This window comes from Bacteroides sp. D1 (assembly GCF_000157095.2).
GTDB lineage: Bacteria > Bacteroidota > Bacteroidia > Bacteroidales > Bacteroidaceae > Bacteroides > Bacteroides xylanisolvens.
Window position 1 is genome coordinate 497774 of record NZ_JH114339.1, and the last position, 18137, is coordinate 515910.

14 protein-coding genes, 1 tRNA gene and 1 pseudogene are annotated in these 18137 nt (G+C 40.1%); 10 read left to right on the forward strand and 6 right to left on the reverse strand.

Annotated features, from left to right (window positions below):
• The first annotated feature begins 84 nt into the window (after positions 1 to 84).
• The 8 genes and pseudogenes from BSAG_RS12380 (at position 85) to BSAG_RS12340 (ending at position 7792) form a co-directional block, all read left to right on the forward strand.
• On the forward strand, positions 85 to 897 hold the full coding sequence (locus BSAG_RS12380; RefSeq protein ID WP_008770844.1) for a glycosyltransferase: 813 nt from the start codon (positions 85 to 87) through the stop codon (positions 895 to 897).
• Positions 894 to 1571, forward strand: coding sequence for a haloacid dehalogenase-like hydrolase (locus BSAG_RS12375; RefSeq protein ID WP_008770845.1), 678 nt, complete (start codon positions 894 to 896; stop codon positions 1569 to 1571). Before BSAG_RS12380 ends, BSAG_RS12375 begins: the two co-directional genes overlap by 4 nt.
• Before the next feature lie 1155 nt (positions 1572 to 2726).
• Positions 2727 to 3539, forward strand: a complete 813-nt coding sequence (locus tag BSAG_RS12365) for a glycosyltransferase family 2 protein (RefSeq protein WP_008770847.1) — start codon at positions 2727 to 2729, stop codon at positions 3537 to 3539.
• 11 nt (positions 3540 to 3550) lie between these two features.
• Positions 3551 to 4564, forward strand: a complete 1014-nt coding sequence (locus BSAG_RS12360; RefSeq protein ID WP_008770848.1) for an NAD-dependent epimerase/dehydratase family protein — start codon at positions 3551 to 3553, stop codon at positions 4562 to 4564.
• A 92-nt stretch (positions 4565 to 4656) separates the two neighbouring features.
• Positions 4657 to 4913: pseudogene (locus BSAG_RS12355) on the forward strand (hypothetical protein); the annotation flags it as partial.
• A 1191-nt stretch (positions 4914 to 6104) separates the two neighbouring features.
• Complete coding sequence (locus BSAG_RS12350; RefSeq protein ID WP_008770851.1) at positions 6105 to 6461, forward strand: hypothetical protein; 357 nt, start codon at positions 6105 to 6107, stop codon at positions 6459 to 6461.
• A 346-nt stretch (positions 6462 to 6807) separates the two neighbouring features.
• Positions 6808 to 7254, forward strand: a complete 447-nt coding sequence (locus tag BSAG_RS12345; RefSeq protein ID WP_004315194.1) for a PepSY-like domain-containing protein — start codon at positions 6808 to 6810, stop codon at positions 7252 to 7254.
• Positions 7255 to 7291: 37 nt separating this feature from the next.
• Positions 7292 to 7792 (forward strand): PepSY-like domain-containing protein, encoded by a 501-nt coding sequence (locus tag BSAG_RS12340; protein ID WP_004315193.1) that lies wholly within the window; start codon positions 7292 to 7294, stop codon positions 7790 to 7792.
• Between the two features lie 64 nt (positions 7793 to 7856).
• On the opposite strand, the gene BSAG_RS12335 is transcribed toward BSAG_RS12340, so the two are convergent.
• The 3 genes from BSAG_RS12335 to BSAG_RS12325 all read right to left on the reverse strand — a co-directional run bounded on the left by BSAG_RS12335 (position 7857) and on the right by BSAG_RS12325 (position 12725).
• Entirely contained in the window at positions 7857 to 9065 is a 1209-nt protein-coding gene (locus tag BSAG_RS12335) for an L-serine ammonia-lyase (RefSeq protein ID WP_004305771.1), read from the reverse strand.
• Between the two features lie 19 nt (positions 9066 to 9084).
• On the reverse strand, positions 9085 to 10137 hold the full coding sequence (gene corA / locus BSAG_RS12330; RefSeq protein WP_008021512.1) for a magnesium/cobalt transporter CorA: 1053 nt from the start codon (positions 10135 to 10137) through the stop codon (positions 9085 to 9087).
• Between the two features lie 86 nt (positions 10138 to 10223).
• Entirely contained in the window at positions 10224 to 12725 is a 2502-nt protein-coding gene (locus tag BSAG_RS12325; protein WP_008770853.1) for an endonuclease MutS2, read from the reverse strand.
• Between the two features lie 133 nt (positions 12726 to 12858).
• Here BSAG_RS12325 and BSAG_RS12320 point away from each other — a divergent pair.
• Both BSAG_RS12320 and BSAG_RS12315 read left to right on the forward strand, forming a co-directional pair.
• Positions 12859 to 12943: transfer RNA gene (locus tag BSAG_RS12320), tRNA-Ser, on the forward strand.
• A 238-nt stretch (positions 12944 to 13181) separates the two neighbouring features.
• Positions 13182 to 14147, forward strand: a complete 966-nt coding sequence (locus BSAG_RS12315; RefSeq protein WP_008770854.1) for a CfxA family broad-spectrum class A beta-lactamase — start codon at positions 13182 to 13184, stop codon at positions 14145 to 14147.
• 103 nt (positions 14148 to 14250) lie between these two features.
• On the opposite strand, the gene BSAG_RS12310 is transcribed toward BSAG_RS12315, so the two are convergent.
• From BSAG_RS12310 to BSAG_RS12300, 3 genes are all read right to left on the reverse strand, one after another.
• Complete coding sequence (locus BSAG_RS12310; RefSeq protein WP_004292946.1) at positions 14251 to 15654, reverse strand: hypothetical protein; 1404 nt, start codon at positions 15652 to 15654, stop codon at positions 14251 to 14253.
• Between the two features lie 224 nt (positions 15655 to 15878).
• Positions 15879 to 16835, reverse strand: coding sequence for a toprim domain-containing protein (locus BSAG_RS12305; RefSeq protein ID WP_004319668.1), 957 nt, complete (start codon positions 16833 to 16835; stop codon positions 15879 to 15881).
• Between the two features lie 214 nt (positions 16836 to 17049).
• Complete coding sequence (locus BSAG_RS12300; protein WP_004292948.1) at positions 17050 to 18126, reverse strand: AAA family ATPase; 1077 nt, start codon at positions 18124 to 18126, stop codon at positions 17050 to 17052.
• Between the last annotated feature and the right edge of the window lie 11 nt (positions 18127 to 18137).

Here is an 18137-nt window from a genome sequence, read left to right on the forward strand (position 1 = left end):
TTCCAAATTATTGCTTTTGCTGATTGATCGTGCAGTTAAGAATTTTATAAAACAACTATTAAGATTACATTGACTTTATATACTATGGATAAACAATTACTCTTTGTTATAGTAATTTATAATTTAGATTTTCATCAGTCGTCAACATATCAAACGCTATTGTTACCCCATTCTGATATTCAGACTTATATAATTGATAATTCGCTATATTCACAAATAGTTCAGGATACTAATATTATTTATAGCCATCATCCAGATAATCCGGGGGTAAGTTTCGCCTATAATGAAGCGGCTAAATATGCAAAAAAGAATGGTTATGAATGGATGTTATTATTAGATCAAGATACTCACTTTCCTAATGGGATATTACAAGAATATTTGGACTGCATTCGTTTATGCCCTGATATTCACTTAATTGCTCCACCAGTTAATGTCGGTAATGGAAGATATATGTCGCCTGTTAAATTGTGGTGGAAGATGGGCTTAATAAACAATGATGTCCCAAAGGGGCAAATTATTTCTCTGTATGATTATTCACCTATAAACAGTGGAATGTGTATTTCTGTAGATGCGTTTTTCAGATGTGGCGGATATAAAAATCAGGTTTTTCTTGATTACAGTGATTTTCAATTTATAGAGCGATTCCGACGCATATCTGACAAGGGGTATATACTCAAAACAGAAATTCACCAAGAATTCTCCACTCTGGTTGATGATAGAGATAAAATGTTGAGTAGATACCAATTGTTCTGTTTATCTCTTAAACAATGTGATATGCCATCTTTTGTAGATCGCATGGGATATGCAATGGTTGTGTTAAAACGTGGAGTATCTTTAATCTTAAAAACGCATTCCTTTAGACCTGTTCTTATCTTTTTTAAATACTATATCAAATGACCAAAAGACGTCTTGTTATATTTGATATTTGCGGTACTTTATTTTTTTCTAATACTTCGTTTGACTTTCTTGATTTGATTGTTCAAGCGAAATCTTATAGCCTGTTTCGTAAAGTGTCAAAAACTATTTTTGCAAGATTTATAAATAAGGTATCTGTTTTACTTTTAAAGAAGGACCTCATTAGAAGTATAGCAGTACTCTATATAAAGGGAATGAGCAAAGCTGAATTGCAGGAAAAAGCAAATATTTTTTATGATCAATATCTTTTACCGTTAAAAATAGACAATTCTTTTGATAAAATTGAATTCTATAGAAAGGATTCAAATACAACTATCATATTGGCATCGGCGACTTTTGATTTTATCGCAGATGTCGTTGCAAATAGATTAGCGATTCCAATCTGCTTTGGAACAGAATTAGCCTATGACAACCAAGGTCTTTTTAAGGGAAAGATATTAAAGGATAGATTGGGGCATAAATATCAAGCTCTTAATGATATGGGATTAAAATCCCCTTTTTATAAAGTGATAACAGACAATATCACAGATATGGATATTATAAACCATTCAAAGACCGTAGATTTAATCATTTATCCATGGACTGAAAAAAAATGGTCAAAGAGAAAGAATTCAATTAAGGCTGTAATAGAAAATGAAAGGCGATATAACTATTAATTCAGGGCAGGCAAAGTATGCATGTGCTTTTATACCCAATTATGTATTTTATATTCCATTTGCTTATTATGGGGTAGTAAGAATGGGTACATTAAGTAAATTCATAGGTTTTAGTATTTACTATATTCTACCTACATTATACTATTTCTTATATTGTTTTGGGTATAGTTTATATGGCATTCCAATATACTTGGTTTCGCTTTTACTACTGTATAATCTATATGAGGTCGGGTATATACAGAATGATACGGAGACTGTTCAAAAAGATAGGCAGCCTTCGTTAAGGTTATATGGTTATAATCTTAAATTTTATTATGAGCACAGATGTTCCATTTATCTTACAAGAATCTTTATCTCTATTACTCTTTCCTTTTTGTTAATTTTCATTTCAAATGAAAATAAAGGCGCTTTTCTTTACATTGTTCTTTGTTTCATTGAGTTGGGCGTATTTTTAATATATAATTTGATTCGCAGTAATTTGTCACTCGTTATATTTGTTTTATTACAAACTATTAAATATGTAATTTATGCTTTCTATTTCTATCCAAAAGTTAATTTCATAGTTATAGGTATGCTTATATTAGTTTATCCTGTTCCTAATATAATTGAACGATTTTCATATAAAAGATATAACTTATCCCTATTCATGAATTGCTTGCCGAATAAGAATTGTTTTACACTGTTTAGGGCCTTGTATTTCGGAATACTTTCTTTTGGCTTTATTCTTTTGAATATTAGGGGAATTTTGTCTTTTATGTGTTATGCTGTATTTCTTGTAATAGCGATTTTTCGCATTTCCCTGCTTTTATTGGTGAGAATATATAATTTTAAAAACTATTTGACATGATTTGGTATTCCCGATTTGTTGACATCTGTGTGTTAAATGAATAGTGGACATATGTTGAAAAACTATCTGAAAGCAAATATTTCGAATTTGTTATATTATATGGTATGTTCTGTGATTATATATCAATTCTGCTAGTTAGCGTCCAATTTTGATGTATAGCCATATAACAAAATTATATTAGAAGAATCTTATTATACAGTAGAAAGGATTTTTCCTGTATCATTCAGCTGCATTTGTTTTCAGTTACTTTCATGTTGTTTTTCAGGGAAATAAATAATCCATTTTTTAGATAATTAGTTTAAACAATAATGATAACAGTTTCTATTGTCACCTACAAGACGAATCTAGAAGAACTGTCCAAATGCTTGCAATCACTAACCTCTTCTCTTGTTTTCCAAATTTATATGGTCGATAATTCCAACGAGCGGTATATTGCAGATTTTTGTCAGCAATACCCCAATGTGGTATATATTGGTAGTGAAAATGTAGGCTATGGAGCAGGGCATAATCAAGCATTAAGACAGGTACTCAACTTGGGTGGAAAATACCATTTGATTCTTAATTCGGATGTATATTTTGAACCTTCGGTTTTGGAATTTCTGGCAACATATATGGATGCTCATGCGGATGTAGCACAGGTACAGCCCAATGTAGTATACCCTGATGGAGAGCAGCAATATACTTGCCGTCTTCTTCCCACACCTGCCAATCTGATTTTCCGACGTTTCCTGCCTAAAAGAATGGTAGAGAAGATGAATATACGTTATCAACTAAAATTCGATGACCATAAGAAAGAAATGAATGTGCCCTATCATCAAGGTAGTTTCATGTTTTTTCGTCTGGAATGTTTCAAAAAAGTAGGATTGTTTGATGAAAGGTTCTTCATGTATCCTGAAGATATTGATATAACTAGGAGAATGCACAAATGGTATCGAACTATGTTTGTTCCTAGTGTGACCATTGTACATGCTCATCGGGCAGCATCTTACAAAAGTAAGAAAATGTTAAAGATTCATATGGTCAATATGATTAAGTATTTCAATAAGTGGGGATGGATAGTTGATCAAGAACGTTCTGCTTGGAACAGAAAGTTATTGGAAGAGTTAGGATATAAAAAATAATATTTTCTATAATGAATTACTTTATTACAGGTGGTACCGGTTTCATCGGTACTCACCTCGCTAATCTTTTGCACGAAGTACATCCCGAAGCAAAAATTTACAACTTGGATATTATAGAGCCGGGCACTCCATTACCGACAGTAAAAAAATATAAACCGGCTTTAAGAAAAGGGGAGGAACATGCAGCCACATTCATCTATTGTGATGTACGCCAGCCGATAAAGTTGGAAAAAGTAAATATCACTCCCGATGATGTGATCTTTAACTTTGCAGCCGTTCATCGTACTCCCGGTCATCCCGATCCTGCATATTTTGAAACAAATATCCGTGGTGCGGAGAATGTATGTGCCTTTGCTGAACGGCAAGGTATCCGGAAAATAGTTTTCACCAGTTCCATAGCCCCTTACGGTGCTGCTGAGGAACTGAAGGAGGAAACTACGCTGCCTATGCCCAACACTCCATACGGCATATCCAAGCTGGTTGCGGAAAAGATTCATCAGACTTGGCAGGCAGGAGGTGAAGGCCGCCAGCTTACCATTGTCCGTCCCGGTGTGGTGTTCGGACGGGGAGAGAACGGAAACTTTACGCGTCTGTATTGGGGCATTCGGGGACATAAGTTTATGTACCCGGGGCGCAAGGATACCATCAAGGCCTGTATCTATGTGAAGGAACTGGTGCGGTTCATGCTTTACAGATTGGAACATCACGACAGTGGGGTGGAACTGTATAATTGCTGCTACGAACCCGCCTATACGATAGAACACATCGTAGAATCTATGAAAAGAGTGACAAATATGAAGGTAAAAGTTCCTTTCATGCCGGGATGGCTGATCATGACTGCTGCCGGTATAGTCGGAGCAATAGGCTCTCCGATGGGCATCTGTCCGGCACGGGTGAGAAAGTTGCAGATCTCCACAAATATCTGCGGAAAAAAACTGTCCGCTTCGGGTTACCGTTTCCGTTACACCTTTGAAGAGGCGCTGGCAGACTGGTACAAGGATAATGGTAACCTGTATCTGCAATGAGTTGGCTGATACTTTTTCTTTTGTTCTTTGCAATGATTGGTGCGGCATACACCCAGTTCACCTACGGGATTATAGGACTTGCATCCGGCATACACGTTTATAACAGACGGAAGGATTACCCATTAAATGGTTTCGCCATTGGTGCCAACTTCCGTTTTTCTCTGCCTCCGACTTCCTTTATCAATAAAGTGGTGAATAACTTGAATCTCATGGCAGAGTATGATAGTAAATCGATAATCTTGGCATGGAATACAGCTTTTGGAAAGACTACATCAATGCCGTAGTAGAACTGAACCGCTGCTGCTATTTCACTGGTGGCATTGTTTTCAAACTCCATCTGAAACAATAAAATAAATTATTTGATTAGGAACTCTGTAGTTTCAGTCTGTTATTTTAATCTGTACAGATAGAAAAGTAGGTCGAACTTCTAGATGAAAAATAATTATGTAGTGAATTAAAAAGGTATGGTATAAAATAAATGTTGAGATGTAATAAACACGTGAGTGTTTCGTATGTGAGATGAAAAAATGTAGGTCCCTAGCTTCATGCTGTTTACAGCATGATTCTCCTACATTGTGGATCAGAAATAGCACGACGGTGCTTTTCTGATCTACGCCCTGACATCGGAGGTTAAAGCCGATGTGAATTTCCCACTATATCAACTGTCTGTGAAGATCGTTGATATTTCCTAATTTTGCGTATAGTGATGTATTTAGACACACAAATATAAAGAAAAAACATTGGGAGATTTGTATCGAAATATCCCAATGTTTGATTTCAATCATTGAGATGTTTTTTTCAAATCTTCCGATGTTTTTCCGACTCTCCAAAAGGACAAAAGGACAAAAAGGACATATATGATTGTTTTTATTCATCTTACTATAAGAACTATGAGGTATATTGCTGATTTTTATTATGTTAAGTACTTTTGTAGACGTGTAACCTTACGAATATTGAAATCGTGTTGTGCGCCAACCTGAATCGTTTTGTCTGTCATGAAATGCTTGGTCAACTCTTGAACGAAATTACGTGTATTGTAAGGATTATTTAGTAAAAGGATCGTGCTTGGAAAGAAGAGCGATATCTTGTTCGCGTTTGCTTCCGCCTTCAATAATATAATTATTCGACAATAAGGTAAAATTATTGTATGAATTTCGGGGAAATAAAGGAGCTCCTTTCTGGAATTCCTTTCCCAACTAATAGGCTTCGTCGTTGGCATTGGAATTTTTATAGTACCATAGGGGATTTTTGTCCTTATGTCCTTTTGTCCTTTTGAAAGGAGGGCGCGTTGGTGGGGGAAAGAAGAGGTGTGTGAGATTTGTAACTTGCTTGTATCCAGTCGATAAACTCTCGTTGCTTTTTTAGGGACGAAAATTTGTGTGCTCGAAAAAATGCAGGAAGCTCACGTAATATGCTTTTTTGTGAATAGTGTCAGTGACAGTTGATTTTAGCAGTGAATCGCTAATTGTTTCCCTATGTGGACAATATTTGATAAGGTAATAAAAACTGAAATATTATAAATTATTAATCATAGAATGACATGGCAAAAGAAAAACAGAAACCATACGAGTTTTTAAGCAATTTGGTATTGGCTTTAATGGGAACGGATCGTATTTTCAGTAACAGTTTCTTTTCCAGCGAATTTGCTATTTCTCCTAATACTCTGAGTGAGATAAGACGGGGAGAGGATATGTGCATTTATCAGTATGTACGGGTGATACGGTGTATGATGAAGTATCTTCATTTAATTGTTCGGATGGATATGTTATTGAAGGAATTAAGAGCCGTATTAGCTTCCAATTGTGATTTGGTGGTTGCTACGGTTCCGCACCGTTTTCACGGAACTTACCAACCGAAAGAGTGGGTGGTAGTAATGCATTGGGATGGTATAAAATAAATGTTGAAATGAAGAAATATGTAGGTCCCTAGATTCATGATAAACTCATGAAATCCCTACATTTTGCAGGTTAGAAATCGTACAGCGGTATATTTTTAACTTGACCCTCGTATCGGTGTAAAAACTGATATGTATCTATATGTGAAATATACCAACTGTCTGTGAGGATCGTTGGTATATTGCGCTTTAAGGGAACGTTGTACCATAGGGGAGTGGAAAATAGAATAGATGGTTAAAGAATACAAAAAAAGAGCAAACTCATAATATTCCTAAATCTTTCCGGAATCTGTATCGTTATTTGTAGCATAGAATAAAGTATAGTATTAACGCTAAAAGAATAACGATTATGAAGAAATTTCTATCTCTACTTGTACTGGCTCTGGTAGCCGTGCAGTTTTCATTCGCAAAAGATGTGATAACTAAAGACATGAATCAGTTGCCGCTTCCGGCACGTAATTTTATCAATAGTAATTTTACAAAGCCACAGGTTGCCCATATCAAAATTGATAAGGATATGATGGAATCTACCAAGTATGAAGTGTTATTGATGGATGGTACGGAAATTGATTTTGACAGTAAGGGAAACTGGGAAGAGGTAAGTGCTAAGAAAGGGCAGACTGTTCCTGTTAGTATTGTTCCGGGATTCGCTGTCAACTACCTGAAAGCACATAATTTTGTGAATGAAGGAGTGACGAAAGTGGAACGTGACCGCAAAGGGTATGAGATTGAATTGTCTACCGGGCTTTCTTTCAAATTTGATAAGAAAGGAAAATTTATCAAGGCTGATGATTAACTAGTTGCAGTAAATAGACCTAAACAAGAAGATAACTATGTGGAGATTTAAGTTTAGCGCATGGGCAGTAGTGTTGCTTATGACTGCCCTTTCTTTCGGCGCATGTGATAATGACGATGATGATACTTTTGTTCCGCCCAGTAATATTACGGAGGCCTTGAAACAGGTATATCCGGCTGCCCAGAATATAGAATGGGAGATGAAAGGTGCTTATTATGTAGCTGACTGTTGGGTGAGCAATGATGAATTGGAAGTCTGGTTTGATGCTAATGCCAACTGGGTGATGACAGAAAATGAACTGAACAGTATCGATCAGTTGGTGCCGGCTGTTTATACGGCTTTTATAGATTCTAAATATAACGCGTGGGTAGTGACAGATGTATATGTGTTGACATTTCCACAGAATCCGATGGAATCTGTGATTCAGGTGAAACAAGGTAGCCAGCGCTACTCGCTTTATTTCACGCAGGATGGCGGATTGATACATGAGAAAGATATCAGTAACGGAGACGATACGAATTGGCCGCCAACTGAATAATTTTTAATCATAAAAATGACAACGGACTATTTCTATAAAAGGAATGGTCCGTTGCTTTTTATAATTACATTTGTTTGTAATCCTTGGCCAATCCTCCTTCACTTGTTTCTTTATAGAGTGACGGTAGGTCATGTCCGGTCTGTTTCATCACTTGCACTACTTTGTCGAAAGAGACACGGTGCATGCCATCGGTGAAAGCTGAATAAAGATTAGCATCCAGCGCACGTGCGGCGGCGTATGCATTTCGTTCGATGCAGGGAATTTGTACCAATCCGCATACCGGGTCGCAAGTCATTCCCAAATGGTGTTCCAGGCCCATTTCTGCTGCATACTCAATTTGTGCAGGACTGCCCCCGAACAATTGATTGGCGGCAGCCGAAGCCATTGCGCAGGCAACACCTACTTCTCCCTGACAACCTACTTCTGCTCCGGAAATGGATGCGTTGAATTTGACGATGTTGCCAAACAAGCCGGCAGTGGCTAACGCACGTAAAATGCGCATATCGCTAAAGTCACGGCTTTTTTGAAGATGATAAAGTACGGCGGGCATGACTCCGCAGGAGCCACAGGTAGGAGCGGTTACTATTTTACCGCCGGAAGCATTTTCTTCACTTACTGCCAAAGCATAAGAGAAGACGAGCCCTCTGGATTGCAGGGATTGTTTGTATCCGGTAGCACGTATGTAATAAGTGGAGGCTTTCCGCCGGAGATTTAGTGGTCCGGGTAGTACGCCCTCTGCTTCGAGTCCACGGTGAATGGCATCTTTCATGGTAGCCCATACTTCAGCCAGGTAGTCCCATATATCTTCTTCCTCACATTCCTTTACGTATTCCCAATAACTTTTTCCGGTATCTTCACACCATTGGAGTATTTCAGTCATGTTTTCCATACCATATACATCGGGGCTTTCGATGGTTGGATTGTCATTATTTTCTGCCAGTGCACCACCACCGATGCTATAAACAGTCCAATTCTCCTGCACTTTATCGTTGCTATCCAGAGCTGCAAATGTCATTCCGTTCGGATGGAACGGTAGAAAGACTTTGGGCTGCCACACAATTTCTACCGGGGCAGTGGGTTGCAAAGTGTCTATAATGGCTACATCCGTCATGTGTCCTTTGCCTGTAGCAGCTAAACTGCCGTAAAGGGTTACTTTAAAAGATGCAGCATCCGGATGACGTTCCAGAAACATTTCGGCAGCTTTACGCGGTCCCATAGTGTGGCTACTGGAAGGTCCTGTGCCTATTCTATATAGCTCTTTTATCGATTTCATGACTGATGATGTGTTTTTGTTAATACCATTTCTTTTTTCTGAAGTACAAATATACAATAATACCGATAATTGCCATTACAATCCAGGCAAATAAATACCCGTATTGCCATTCGAGCTCGGGCATCCATTTGTAATTCATTCCCCATACTCCGACCAGAAATGTCAAAGGGATAAAGATGGTGGATACGATGGTTAACCTCTTCATGATGTCGTTCATACGTAAATCATTGTTGGAGATGTACAGATCGACTAATGAGGAAAGAGTTTCCCGGCAGATCTCAATGGTCTGTAATACAAATTGCAAGTGGTCGTTTACATCATTGAAAAAGGCACGGTTCACTTTGTGAATAAGCAGGTTTTCTGCCCGTAGTAACTTTATATATTGTTCTTTTAGTGGAAGGATAGATTTTTTCATCAGCATATATTGGCGTCGTAATGCCTGAATCTGAATACCGATGTCATCACCGCTGGTGATGGTGAGCAGTTCTTCTTCCAAATCTTCGAGTGCGTCATCAATGGAAGAGATTGTTGAAATATAGTTTCCCATGATGCTGTTGAGCAGCACGCTAAGTAGATAATCAGTCTGGCGGCTACGTATCTTCAGGACATCATTGCGCAGGGCGGAACTGACATCATCGAAGAAGTCGGTTTCTTTTTCGAGGAAAGTAAGTACGTAGTTATTACCTAGAATAAGACAAACTTGCTGTTGGAGCAACTCGTCCAGTTCGTCTTCTTCTTTATGTTCGTTGGGGTAGAATATTTTTAAGATCAGGACGATGTATTTGTCATGCTCTTCTATCTTGGTAGGATGATCCGCATTCAGTATATCTTGCAGGACTAGGAAGTCTATTTCAAAATGACTGCAAATTTCCCGGATAGTCTCCGTATCTTTCATTCCGTGTATTTGTAGCCAATTGATCCGATCGCTGTTCAGTGTTCCCTTGATGGCTTGAAAGGTGTCGTTGGCGCTTTCCTGCATCTCGGTAGCATTGTAAGTACAAAGATGTAAGTGGGTAGGAGTAAGACTGGCTCCTGTGTAAATAAGCTTTTCGCTTAACAGATTATTCTTCATGCTTTATTCTCGTTTTAGAAAACCACTGTAACAAAGGTAGTGGTTTTCTAAATGAGAACAAGTTCTTTGGACGTTTTGTTTACAGGTTAGTCAAAATCGACTACTGTGATTCCGGCACCGCCAAACTGCACATGTTCGTCGGCATAGTGGCTCACTCCCGGTACGGTGGCCAGATACTGGCGGATTAATGTACGAAGTATTCCCGTTCCTGTGCCGTGAAGGATGCGTACACGGTCCATGCCGACTAATATGGCGTCATCGATAAAATAGGTGACTGCTTGCAGAGCTTCGTCTCCACGCATTCCACGTACGTCAATGTCTTGTTTGAAGCTAAGCTTCTTTTCGTACATTTGGTCATGCGTCTGGCTACTGACAAAGGTGCTTTTGGCGATTCCTTCCATCTTGGGTGCATTATTACTACGTTCCAGACGGTCTATTTTTACGGTCGTTTTTATGCTTCCAAAAGCAACGGTTGCATTTTTACCATTGATTTCCATCACTTGACCGACACTTGTCTGTCCTTTGATTTTTACATTTTCACCTACTGCAATCGGCACTACTTTAGGAGCACTTGACGGGGAAGAGACTGCGGCTTTCGGTTCGTTTTTCTTATTTTTCTTCCGTTCTTGTTTCTCCTTTAATTTCTTCATTTTCTGTGCAATCTTCTCTTCGTGCTCTTTAGAAGCCAGCGCATCTAAAGAAGTACGGAAGTCTGTCAGTTCCTGACGTGCCTGGCGTGTCTTTTCCTTTTCAGCTTGTGCTTCCTTGATTGTGCGTATTGTGTTTTCAATGCGTGCATTGGATTCCTGAAGCATCCGTTCCGCTTCTTCTTTTGCTTGCCGGATGATCTCTTTCCGTGATTTCTGCAACTCTTCCATTTCCGTTTGGTAGCGGGCAATGGTTTCTTCCATGTGTTTTTCCCGTTGACGGATCGTTTGACGTTTTCCTTCCCAGTAACGCTTGTCGCGCACGATGTCCTGAAGGTATTTGTCGGCATTGATATATTCACTTCCTACGATTTCCGAAGCATCTGCAATGACATCTTCCGGCAATCCGATTTTTCGTGCGATTTCTACGGCAAACGAACTTCCGGGATTTCCGATTTGTAGCTGGAAAAGTGCTTGCATGAGATGGCGGTCGTAAAGCATGGCTCCGTTCACTACTCCTTCATGATCTTCGGCAAAATGTTTCAGATTCTGGTAGTGGGTGGTGATGACTCCGAATGTTCCTTTCTGGTTGAAACGTTTCAGGACGGCTTCGGCAATAGCACCTCCAATTTGCGGTTCCGTACCTCCACCGAACTCGTCAATCAGGATGAGGCTCCGCTCGTTGCAACTCTTCATCATGATTTTCATATTGGTCAAGTGAGAAGAGTAGGTACTCAAATCGTCTTCAATAGATTGCTCATCACCAATATCGATAAAGATGCTGCTGAATATACCGGCGTGACTGCGTTCGTGCAAGGGAATGAGCATACCGCATTGCAACATATATTGCAGTAAACCGACTGTTTTGAGGCAGACGGACTTACCTCCGGCATTCGGACCGGATATAATAAGAATGCGTTGTTTTTGATTCAGTTCTATATCCAGTGGTACGACTTTCTTTCCGTGTTTGGCAAGTGAAAGTTGTAATAAAGGATGCACAGCCATTGTCCAGTCCAGTAGTTGCTCATTCTCTACGGCGGGTTTCAGACTATTGGTCTGTATGGCGAAATAGCTTTTCGCGCGGATAAAATCTATTTCTGCCAGAAATTCGTATGATTGAAGAATTTCCGGGATAGACGGACGGAGAATGTTTGAAAACTCGGTAAGGATGCGAATAATTTCGCGTCGTTCGTCGCCTTCGAGTTCGCGAATACGGTTGTTGGCTTCTACGACTTCCGCCGGTTCTATAAACACTGTTTTCCCGCTAGCGGATTCATCGTGTACAATACCTTTGATTTTTCGCTTGAGTCCGGGTGCGACGGGGATCACCAAACGTCCGTCACGCATGGTGGGAGCTACGTCTTTATCTACGTATCCTTCGGATTGTGCGCTGCGCAGAATGCTGTTTAACGAGCGGGAAATATTTCCCATCGTACTGGCAAGTTCGCGACGTATACGGGCTAATTCGGTGGAAGCATTATCCTTGATTTTTCCATATTTGTTAAGGATGCCGTCTATTTTTCCTATCAGTTGAGGGAAAACGGCTATATCTCCTGCCAGTCGTTTCAGACTGGGGTAGGGGGTGTCGTTCTCTTCTTCATCTTCATTCCGATGGAGAAAGCGTACAATGTCACGGATGGTTTCTAATGAACGGCGCAGGTCGAATAGTTCTTGCTCGTCCAGATACATTCCTTCTATCCGCACTCGCTTTAGTGAAGGGCGGACATCAAAGAAAAATTGATCGGGAAATCCGTCTTTTTCCTGGATGATACGGACAAACTCTGTTACCTGGTTTAATTTCTCCTCTACTTCTTCATGTTGCTCGGAAAAGGTCATGTCTGTAACTCTTTCTTCGCCTAAAGTGCTAAGACACTTATCTTTTAGTAACTGTCTGATCTGGTCGAATCCTATCTTTTGCTCAAAATTTTGAGGGTATATCATATCTTTGTTCTTACTAATGGACTGCAAAAATACGATTAATTCGCGAAAAAATTATCAGAATGTTTGCAGATTTAAAAATGATTCGTACCTTTGCACCGCTTTCAACGGAAAGCACTTCTGATAAAGGAGTTTTGGAGAGGTGGCAGAGTGGTCGATTGCGGCGGTCTTGAAAACCGTTGTACTGCGAGGTACCCGGGGTTCGAATCCCTGTCTCTCCGCAATAAACGCTGAAAATCAGCAAATTATAAAACAAACACCCAATTTTACACCCAAGAATATAAAGTTGGATGTTTTTATTTTATTTAAGACGAATCATATTCGCTCGGAAAATAATTTGATAAAAAACAGAACAAACGAAAAAAACAACCAATTCATTTTCCGTAAGATTTCGTATCTTTGCAGTAAATAATAAATCAGGGTCTGTCATGATAATATATAATGTTTAAAAATCGTAGTATGAAAAAAAGTAGAAGAAAACGCCTTGTAATTTTGTGTATAGCTTTAGTTTGTATCATAGTTTTAGTTTTTTTATTGTTCTCTAAATCAACTTCTAATAATAGTACAAATCCACCTTTGACAGATGTTTTGACTGATAGCATTTCTCGGATAGTATCAGCTTGTCCTGGTGAAATTGGAGTGGCAATTATTATTAATAACACAGATACAGTTAAAGTTAATGATAAGAGTGTATATCCTATGATGAGTGTATTTAAGGTTCATCAGGCATTAGCTCTTTGCAATGATTTTGATAACAAAGGGATTTCACTTGATACCTTAGTAAAGATAGATAGGAATAGACTTGATTCAAAGACTTGGAGTCCTATGATGAAAGATTATTCCGAGTTGGTTATATCATTAACCGTGAGAGATTTACTTCGTTATACTATTGCTCAAAGTGATAATAATGCAAGCAATCTGATGTTTAAAGATATGGTCAATGTTGCTCAAACTGACAGTTTTATAGCCACACTTATTCCTCGTTCAAGTTTTCAGATAGCTTATACAGAAGAGGAAATGTCGGCTGACCACGATAGGGCTTACTTTAATTATACATCTCCTCTTGGTGCCGCAATGTTGATGAACCGTTTGTTTACCGAAAGTATTGTCAGTGGTGAGAAGCAAAGTTTCATTAAGAATACATTAAAAGAATGTGTGACAGGTACAGATAGAATAGTCGCTCCGCTTCTTGATAAAGAAAGGGTTTCTATTGCACATAAGACGGGTTCTGGTGATGTCAATGAAAATGGTATTCTTGCAGCTCACAATGATGTTGCCTATATATGCCTGCCTAATAATGTCTGCTATACTTTAGCGATATTTGTTAAGGATTTCAAGGGTAATGAATCACAAGCATCACAATATGTTGCGCATATATCAGAGGTCGTATATTCTTTATTAATACAAAATTCGGCAATTCCTTAAGTTGCGTTTACTTTGAAGCTTCAATGGTAAACATTATATAATTTATACAATATAAAAGCACTTCGTAACTATCAGAGTGCTTTTATATTGTCTTTTTTTTCTATTATAACTTGAATCCTCTACTTTTTCTTGGTTCTTCCGTTGGTTGTCGCAAACCTTGCCGAAGTTTCTCCCATTGCTCTTTGAACCATTCGCTTATCGGTTGCCTGTTTATGGTCAGTACAAGTTTGCTATCATCGGTCGGATTCTTCTCCACCTTGAAGATGTTGTTTTTGATTTCAAACTTTCTTCTATGTTCCTCGGAATAAATCTTGCCATTACATTGGATAGCTTCTTTCCTTGTCAAAAGACAATCTATCATATCTTTGGTAAATCCAATGACAGCGCAGAGTTTTTCCATTCTCAACATTTCTCTAAGCATCGGAAACCACTTGAATGCCTTTTCAAGCAGAGTGTTCAATCGTGATATTTCCCTGTCTTTGGCTTCAAGTTCTTGGTTGTGTATGCTCTGAAGATTGCGTATCTGTTTGCCATGTCGCTCTTGCATTTCCTGCATTTGGATTTTGAGGGTGTCAATACCTTTGTCTCGTTTGGCAATCTCTTGGTGCAAATCTTCATTAGTTCGCTCCAGCTCTTTCATCTTTCCACTTCCGAAAAGAGAACCAACTCCGCTTGCTATGGCGGTGGCTGCATTGGTGGCTGTTTTCTTTAGCTTGTCAGTGCGTATTTCTGATTTCACCTGTTTCAGTTCCTGTTCAGCAAGACCTATCTGTTCTTCTTTGTGCCGTTTTGCAGCATCCATGCGTTGCAGTTCGGCTCTCTGCTTTTCAATGATGAAATCATTTCGTTCCAAATGTTCCTTTCCGGTCTCGGATTTAGATTGCCCACGTTGCATGGAGAGGATGTCAGATGCCAAAGTCTGCATTTCCATCATATCGTCATCATTGAGCTTTTGGCTCTTGCCCGTGTCGTGGTTCATCCAGTCGAATACGATATGGGCATGATAATTCGGCTTAAACCACTTTTCACCGACTTGGAAACTCTCCCTATCCCCGGTTTTGGGTTGTCCACTAAGCCAGTGTCCCTCGTCCTTATGCAGGAAGATTTGGAGCGGTGTAATACCCCAGCGTCTCTGGCACTCCTCACCAAACTTTCGTACATCTGCCAGTGTTGTATCTGGTCTGATGAGCAATACTCCCTCACGGATTGGAGAACATCCAGCCACTTTTATAATCTTTCCATTCTTTCCCTTGCGCTCACGCTCCTTTTCCTGCATCGCTCGTCCGGTCTTTTCCTTGACCATCCGTTTGATGCTGTCATAGTGCGCCTGCAGGTCAGGACTGCCGAAGCCCGGGTTTATCCACTGCTCGTTATTGGAAGTCAGTTCGGGTACAATGTAGATTCTGGACTCGCCGATATTGCGCATGTACTCGGCAGTTCTCCGGTTATGAGCCCCGCTTGATGTCACTCTGCAGGGTTTGATATGTATGCTTGATTTTGTTGCCATATTCTTAAAATTTGATTTGGATTGTTGATGAAATCTTCTGTTGTCCGCTCATAACCGCACAGGGTTCTTAGGGGTGCAACCCATAAGCGGAGATTGCAAAGAGAGGGGCACTCTTTGCTCGGGGTTCTTAGGGGAGAAACGCCCTGAGTGGGTCATTAGGGCAAAGCCCTAATCCCCTCGGGAGAGCCCACAACTACGAAAGCGAAGCGTGTAGTTATAGTGGGCTATAACCGAAAGCCGTTTTTCTTTTTCGGTGGTTGGCTGCGCACCCCTTTTGCAGATTGAACTTGCCTGTTTCTTTCAGTCTGTTTCTGTAAGTATTCGTTCAAGTCCTTGCATCCGCTGTATGTCTGCGAAGCGTCACGGATGTATAAGTCCCTGCCGTATTCCTTATAGATTTGCTGCATGGCTTCCATTCCTGCACGGTCATTGTCAAAGAAACAGTGGATGCGCTCATAGCTTCCCAACGGATAGATTGCTTTGGAAACATTGGCTACTGAGTTCAACACCATATAATCTTGCCTGTCCAGTTCGGGATATTTCGGGCAATTCTCCAATCTCAAAGTAAGAAATGAAAGATAGTCCATAAATCCCTCAAACACATAACATGTTTCCCTCGCTGTTCCCGGCTGTTTGATATGAGAAATCTCTTTCGGTGCGATGCATCCCTTGAAATACTGGTTGCGGATTTCATACCCACCCGACACATTGGGAAAGGCGATGGCGAAATACCGTTTGCCATTATGGGTGAAGTGCGCTTCACTGCATTCTCTTTTCGCCATTGCAATGTTTATTCCCCTTTCCTGCAAATAAGCAAGCAGGGCAGGAGAAGAAAGCGGTACAATCTCCAGTTGTTGAAAACTTGGCTCGGAAGATGATTGCTTGCCAAAAGAAAAAGACACGGGGCGAATACGGGGTGTCTGTTCTTCGATTTTTTGCAAGAGGTAAGGCACATGGTCGGAACAATAAAGTTCCTGTGCCAGTGCGATGATATTCCCACCTTTGCCGAGTGCAAAATCATACCATTGGTTACGTTCTGTATTTACCTTGAACGATGCTTCCGTTTCTTCCCTTAGTGGTGACTTATACCACAGGTTTATGCCCTGTTGTTTGACGGGTGAAAATCCTAAACTGTGCAGATAATCCGCTATTTTGATTTGTTTCGCTGTCTGTATATCCATAAGACGATAGGTTTAATGATAGTTGAATTGGTTTATTTTCTCTTTTCGCCCGTACCTCTTTATGAAGTACGGTCTGTATAATCACTTCACTTTATTTTCGTATATATAGAGTACGGTAATAAAGTGAAGCGGTTTTGCCACATTTCGCAACCACTTCGCTTTATCCCTAATATATAGACCCCCGGAATAAAGTGAAGCGATTGCAAGGTGTGGGCTAATAGTGGAAGTCGGGCATGAACGTGTACTTTCTGCCGTTCTCCTGCACTATCATTCGTTTGTTCCGAAGCATGGTGATGAGCGATACCGCCTTTTTGTGGTTCAACTTTACCCCCACAGACACATAAGTCTTAATTAAGGTGTCCTCCAGTTCCTTGTAGCCATATTCCTCTTTAAGCCCGAAAACTGCTTCCAATGCGATGCGGTGCTGCTGTTCGGTGATATGCCTGTAAGGGTCGAACTTTTCCTCTTCCGGTCTTCCCGGTTTCTTGGTTTCGGGCTTGTAACCCTCCAACAGTTCAGGTATGGCATTGTCATTGATGCGAAATGAAAAAGGCTCGAAGTCCATTGCCCGTATGTGCATGGCTGAAACATTGCTTATATCTCCATTGCTCTTGTCCTTTTCCACAAGAAGGACAGTTTCAGCCTTGTTGTTCAGTTCCGTACCGATATGCCCCCTTGCGTTCTCATCGCCCTTGTTTTGGTGGAGTATCGTGTGGATATGTATCTGCCTGTCGTCCGTCCACTGCATCAGCTTTGATATGATGCGTGTCGATTCACCGGGGCTGTTGATGTCATATACCATGTCACGGATGCCGTCTATGATTACAAGCCCTATGTCAGGCGTATTGTAAATAGCCTGCTCTACAATCCTGATACGCTGTTCGGGCGTGTATTTCCTCAAAGCAAGAAATTCCAGATGCTCATTGTCCCTGTCATCTGGAAGCCCAGCCATCCGTAAAATACGTTTCATGACTTTCAGACAATGATAAGGACTTTGTTCCGTGTCCACATACAGGATTTTCCGTTTCTCTTCGGGTAGTTCCGCCACATATCTTAGCACTGTACCATTCTTCAATGCTGCCGCCACGATAGCCGACACATTGAAAGTCTTTTTGCTTTTGGCTTTGCCGATTGATGCACTGAAATTACCCAGTGTACCAATGACCGAACCTTGCACTTTTAGAATCTCAGGTGCTTTCTCATAGATTTTCGACAGGCTCAGGCGTGAGGCTTGCCAAAGGATTACGGCTTCTTCCGCCGATATTTCTTTTATATCTTTCATATAATCCATAAGTACACCTC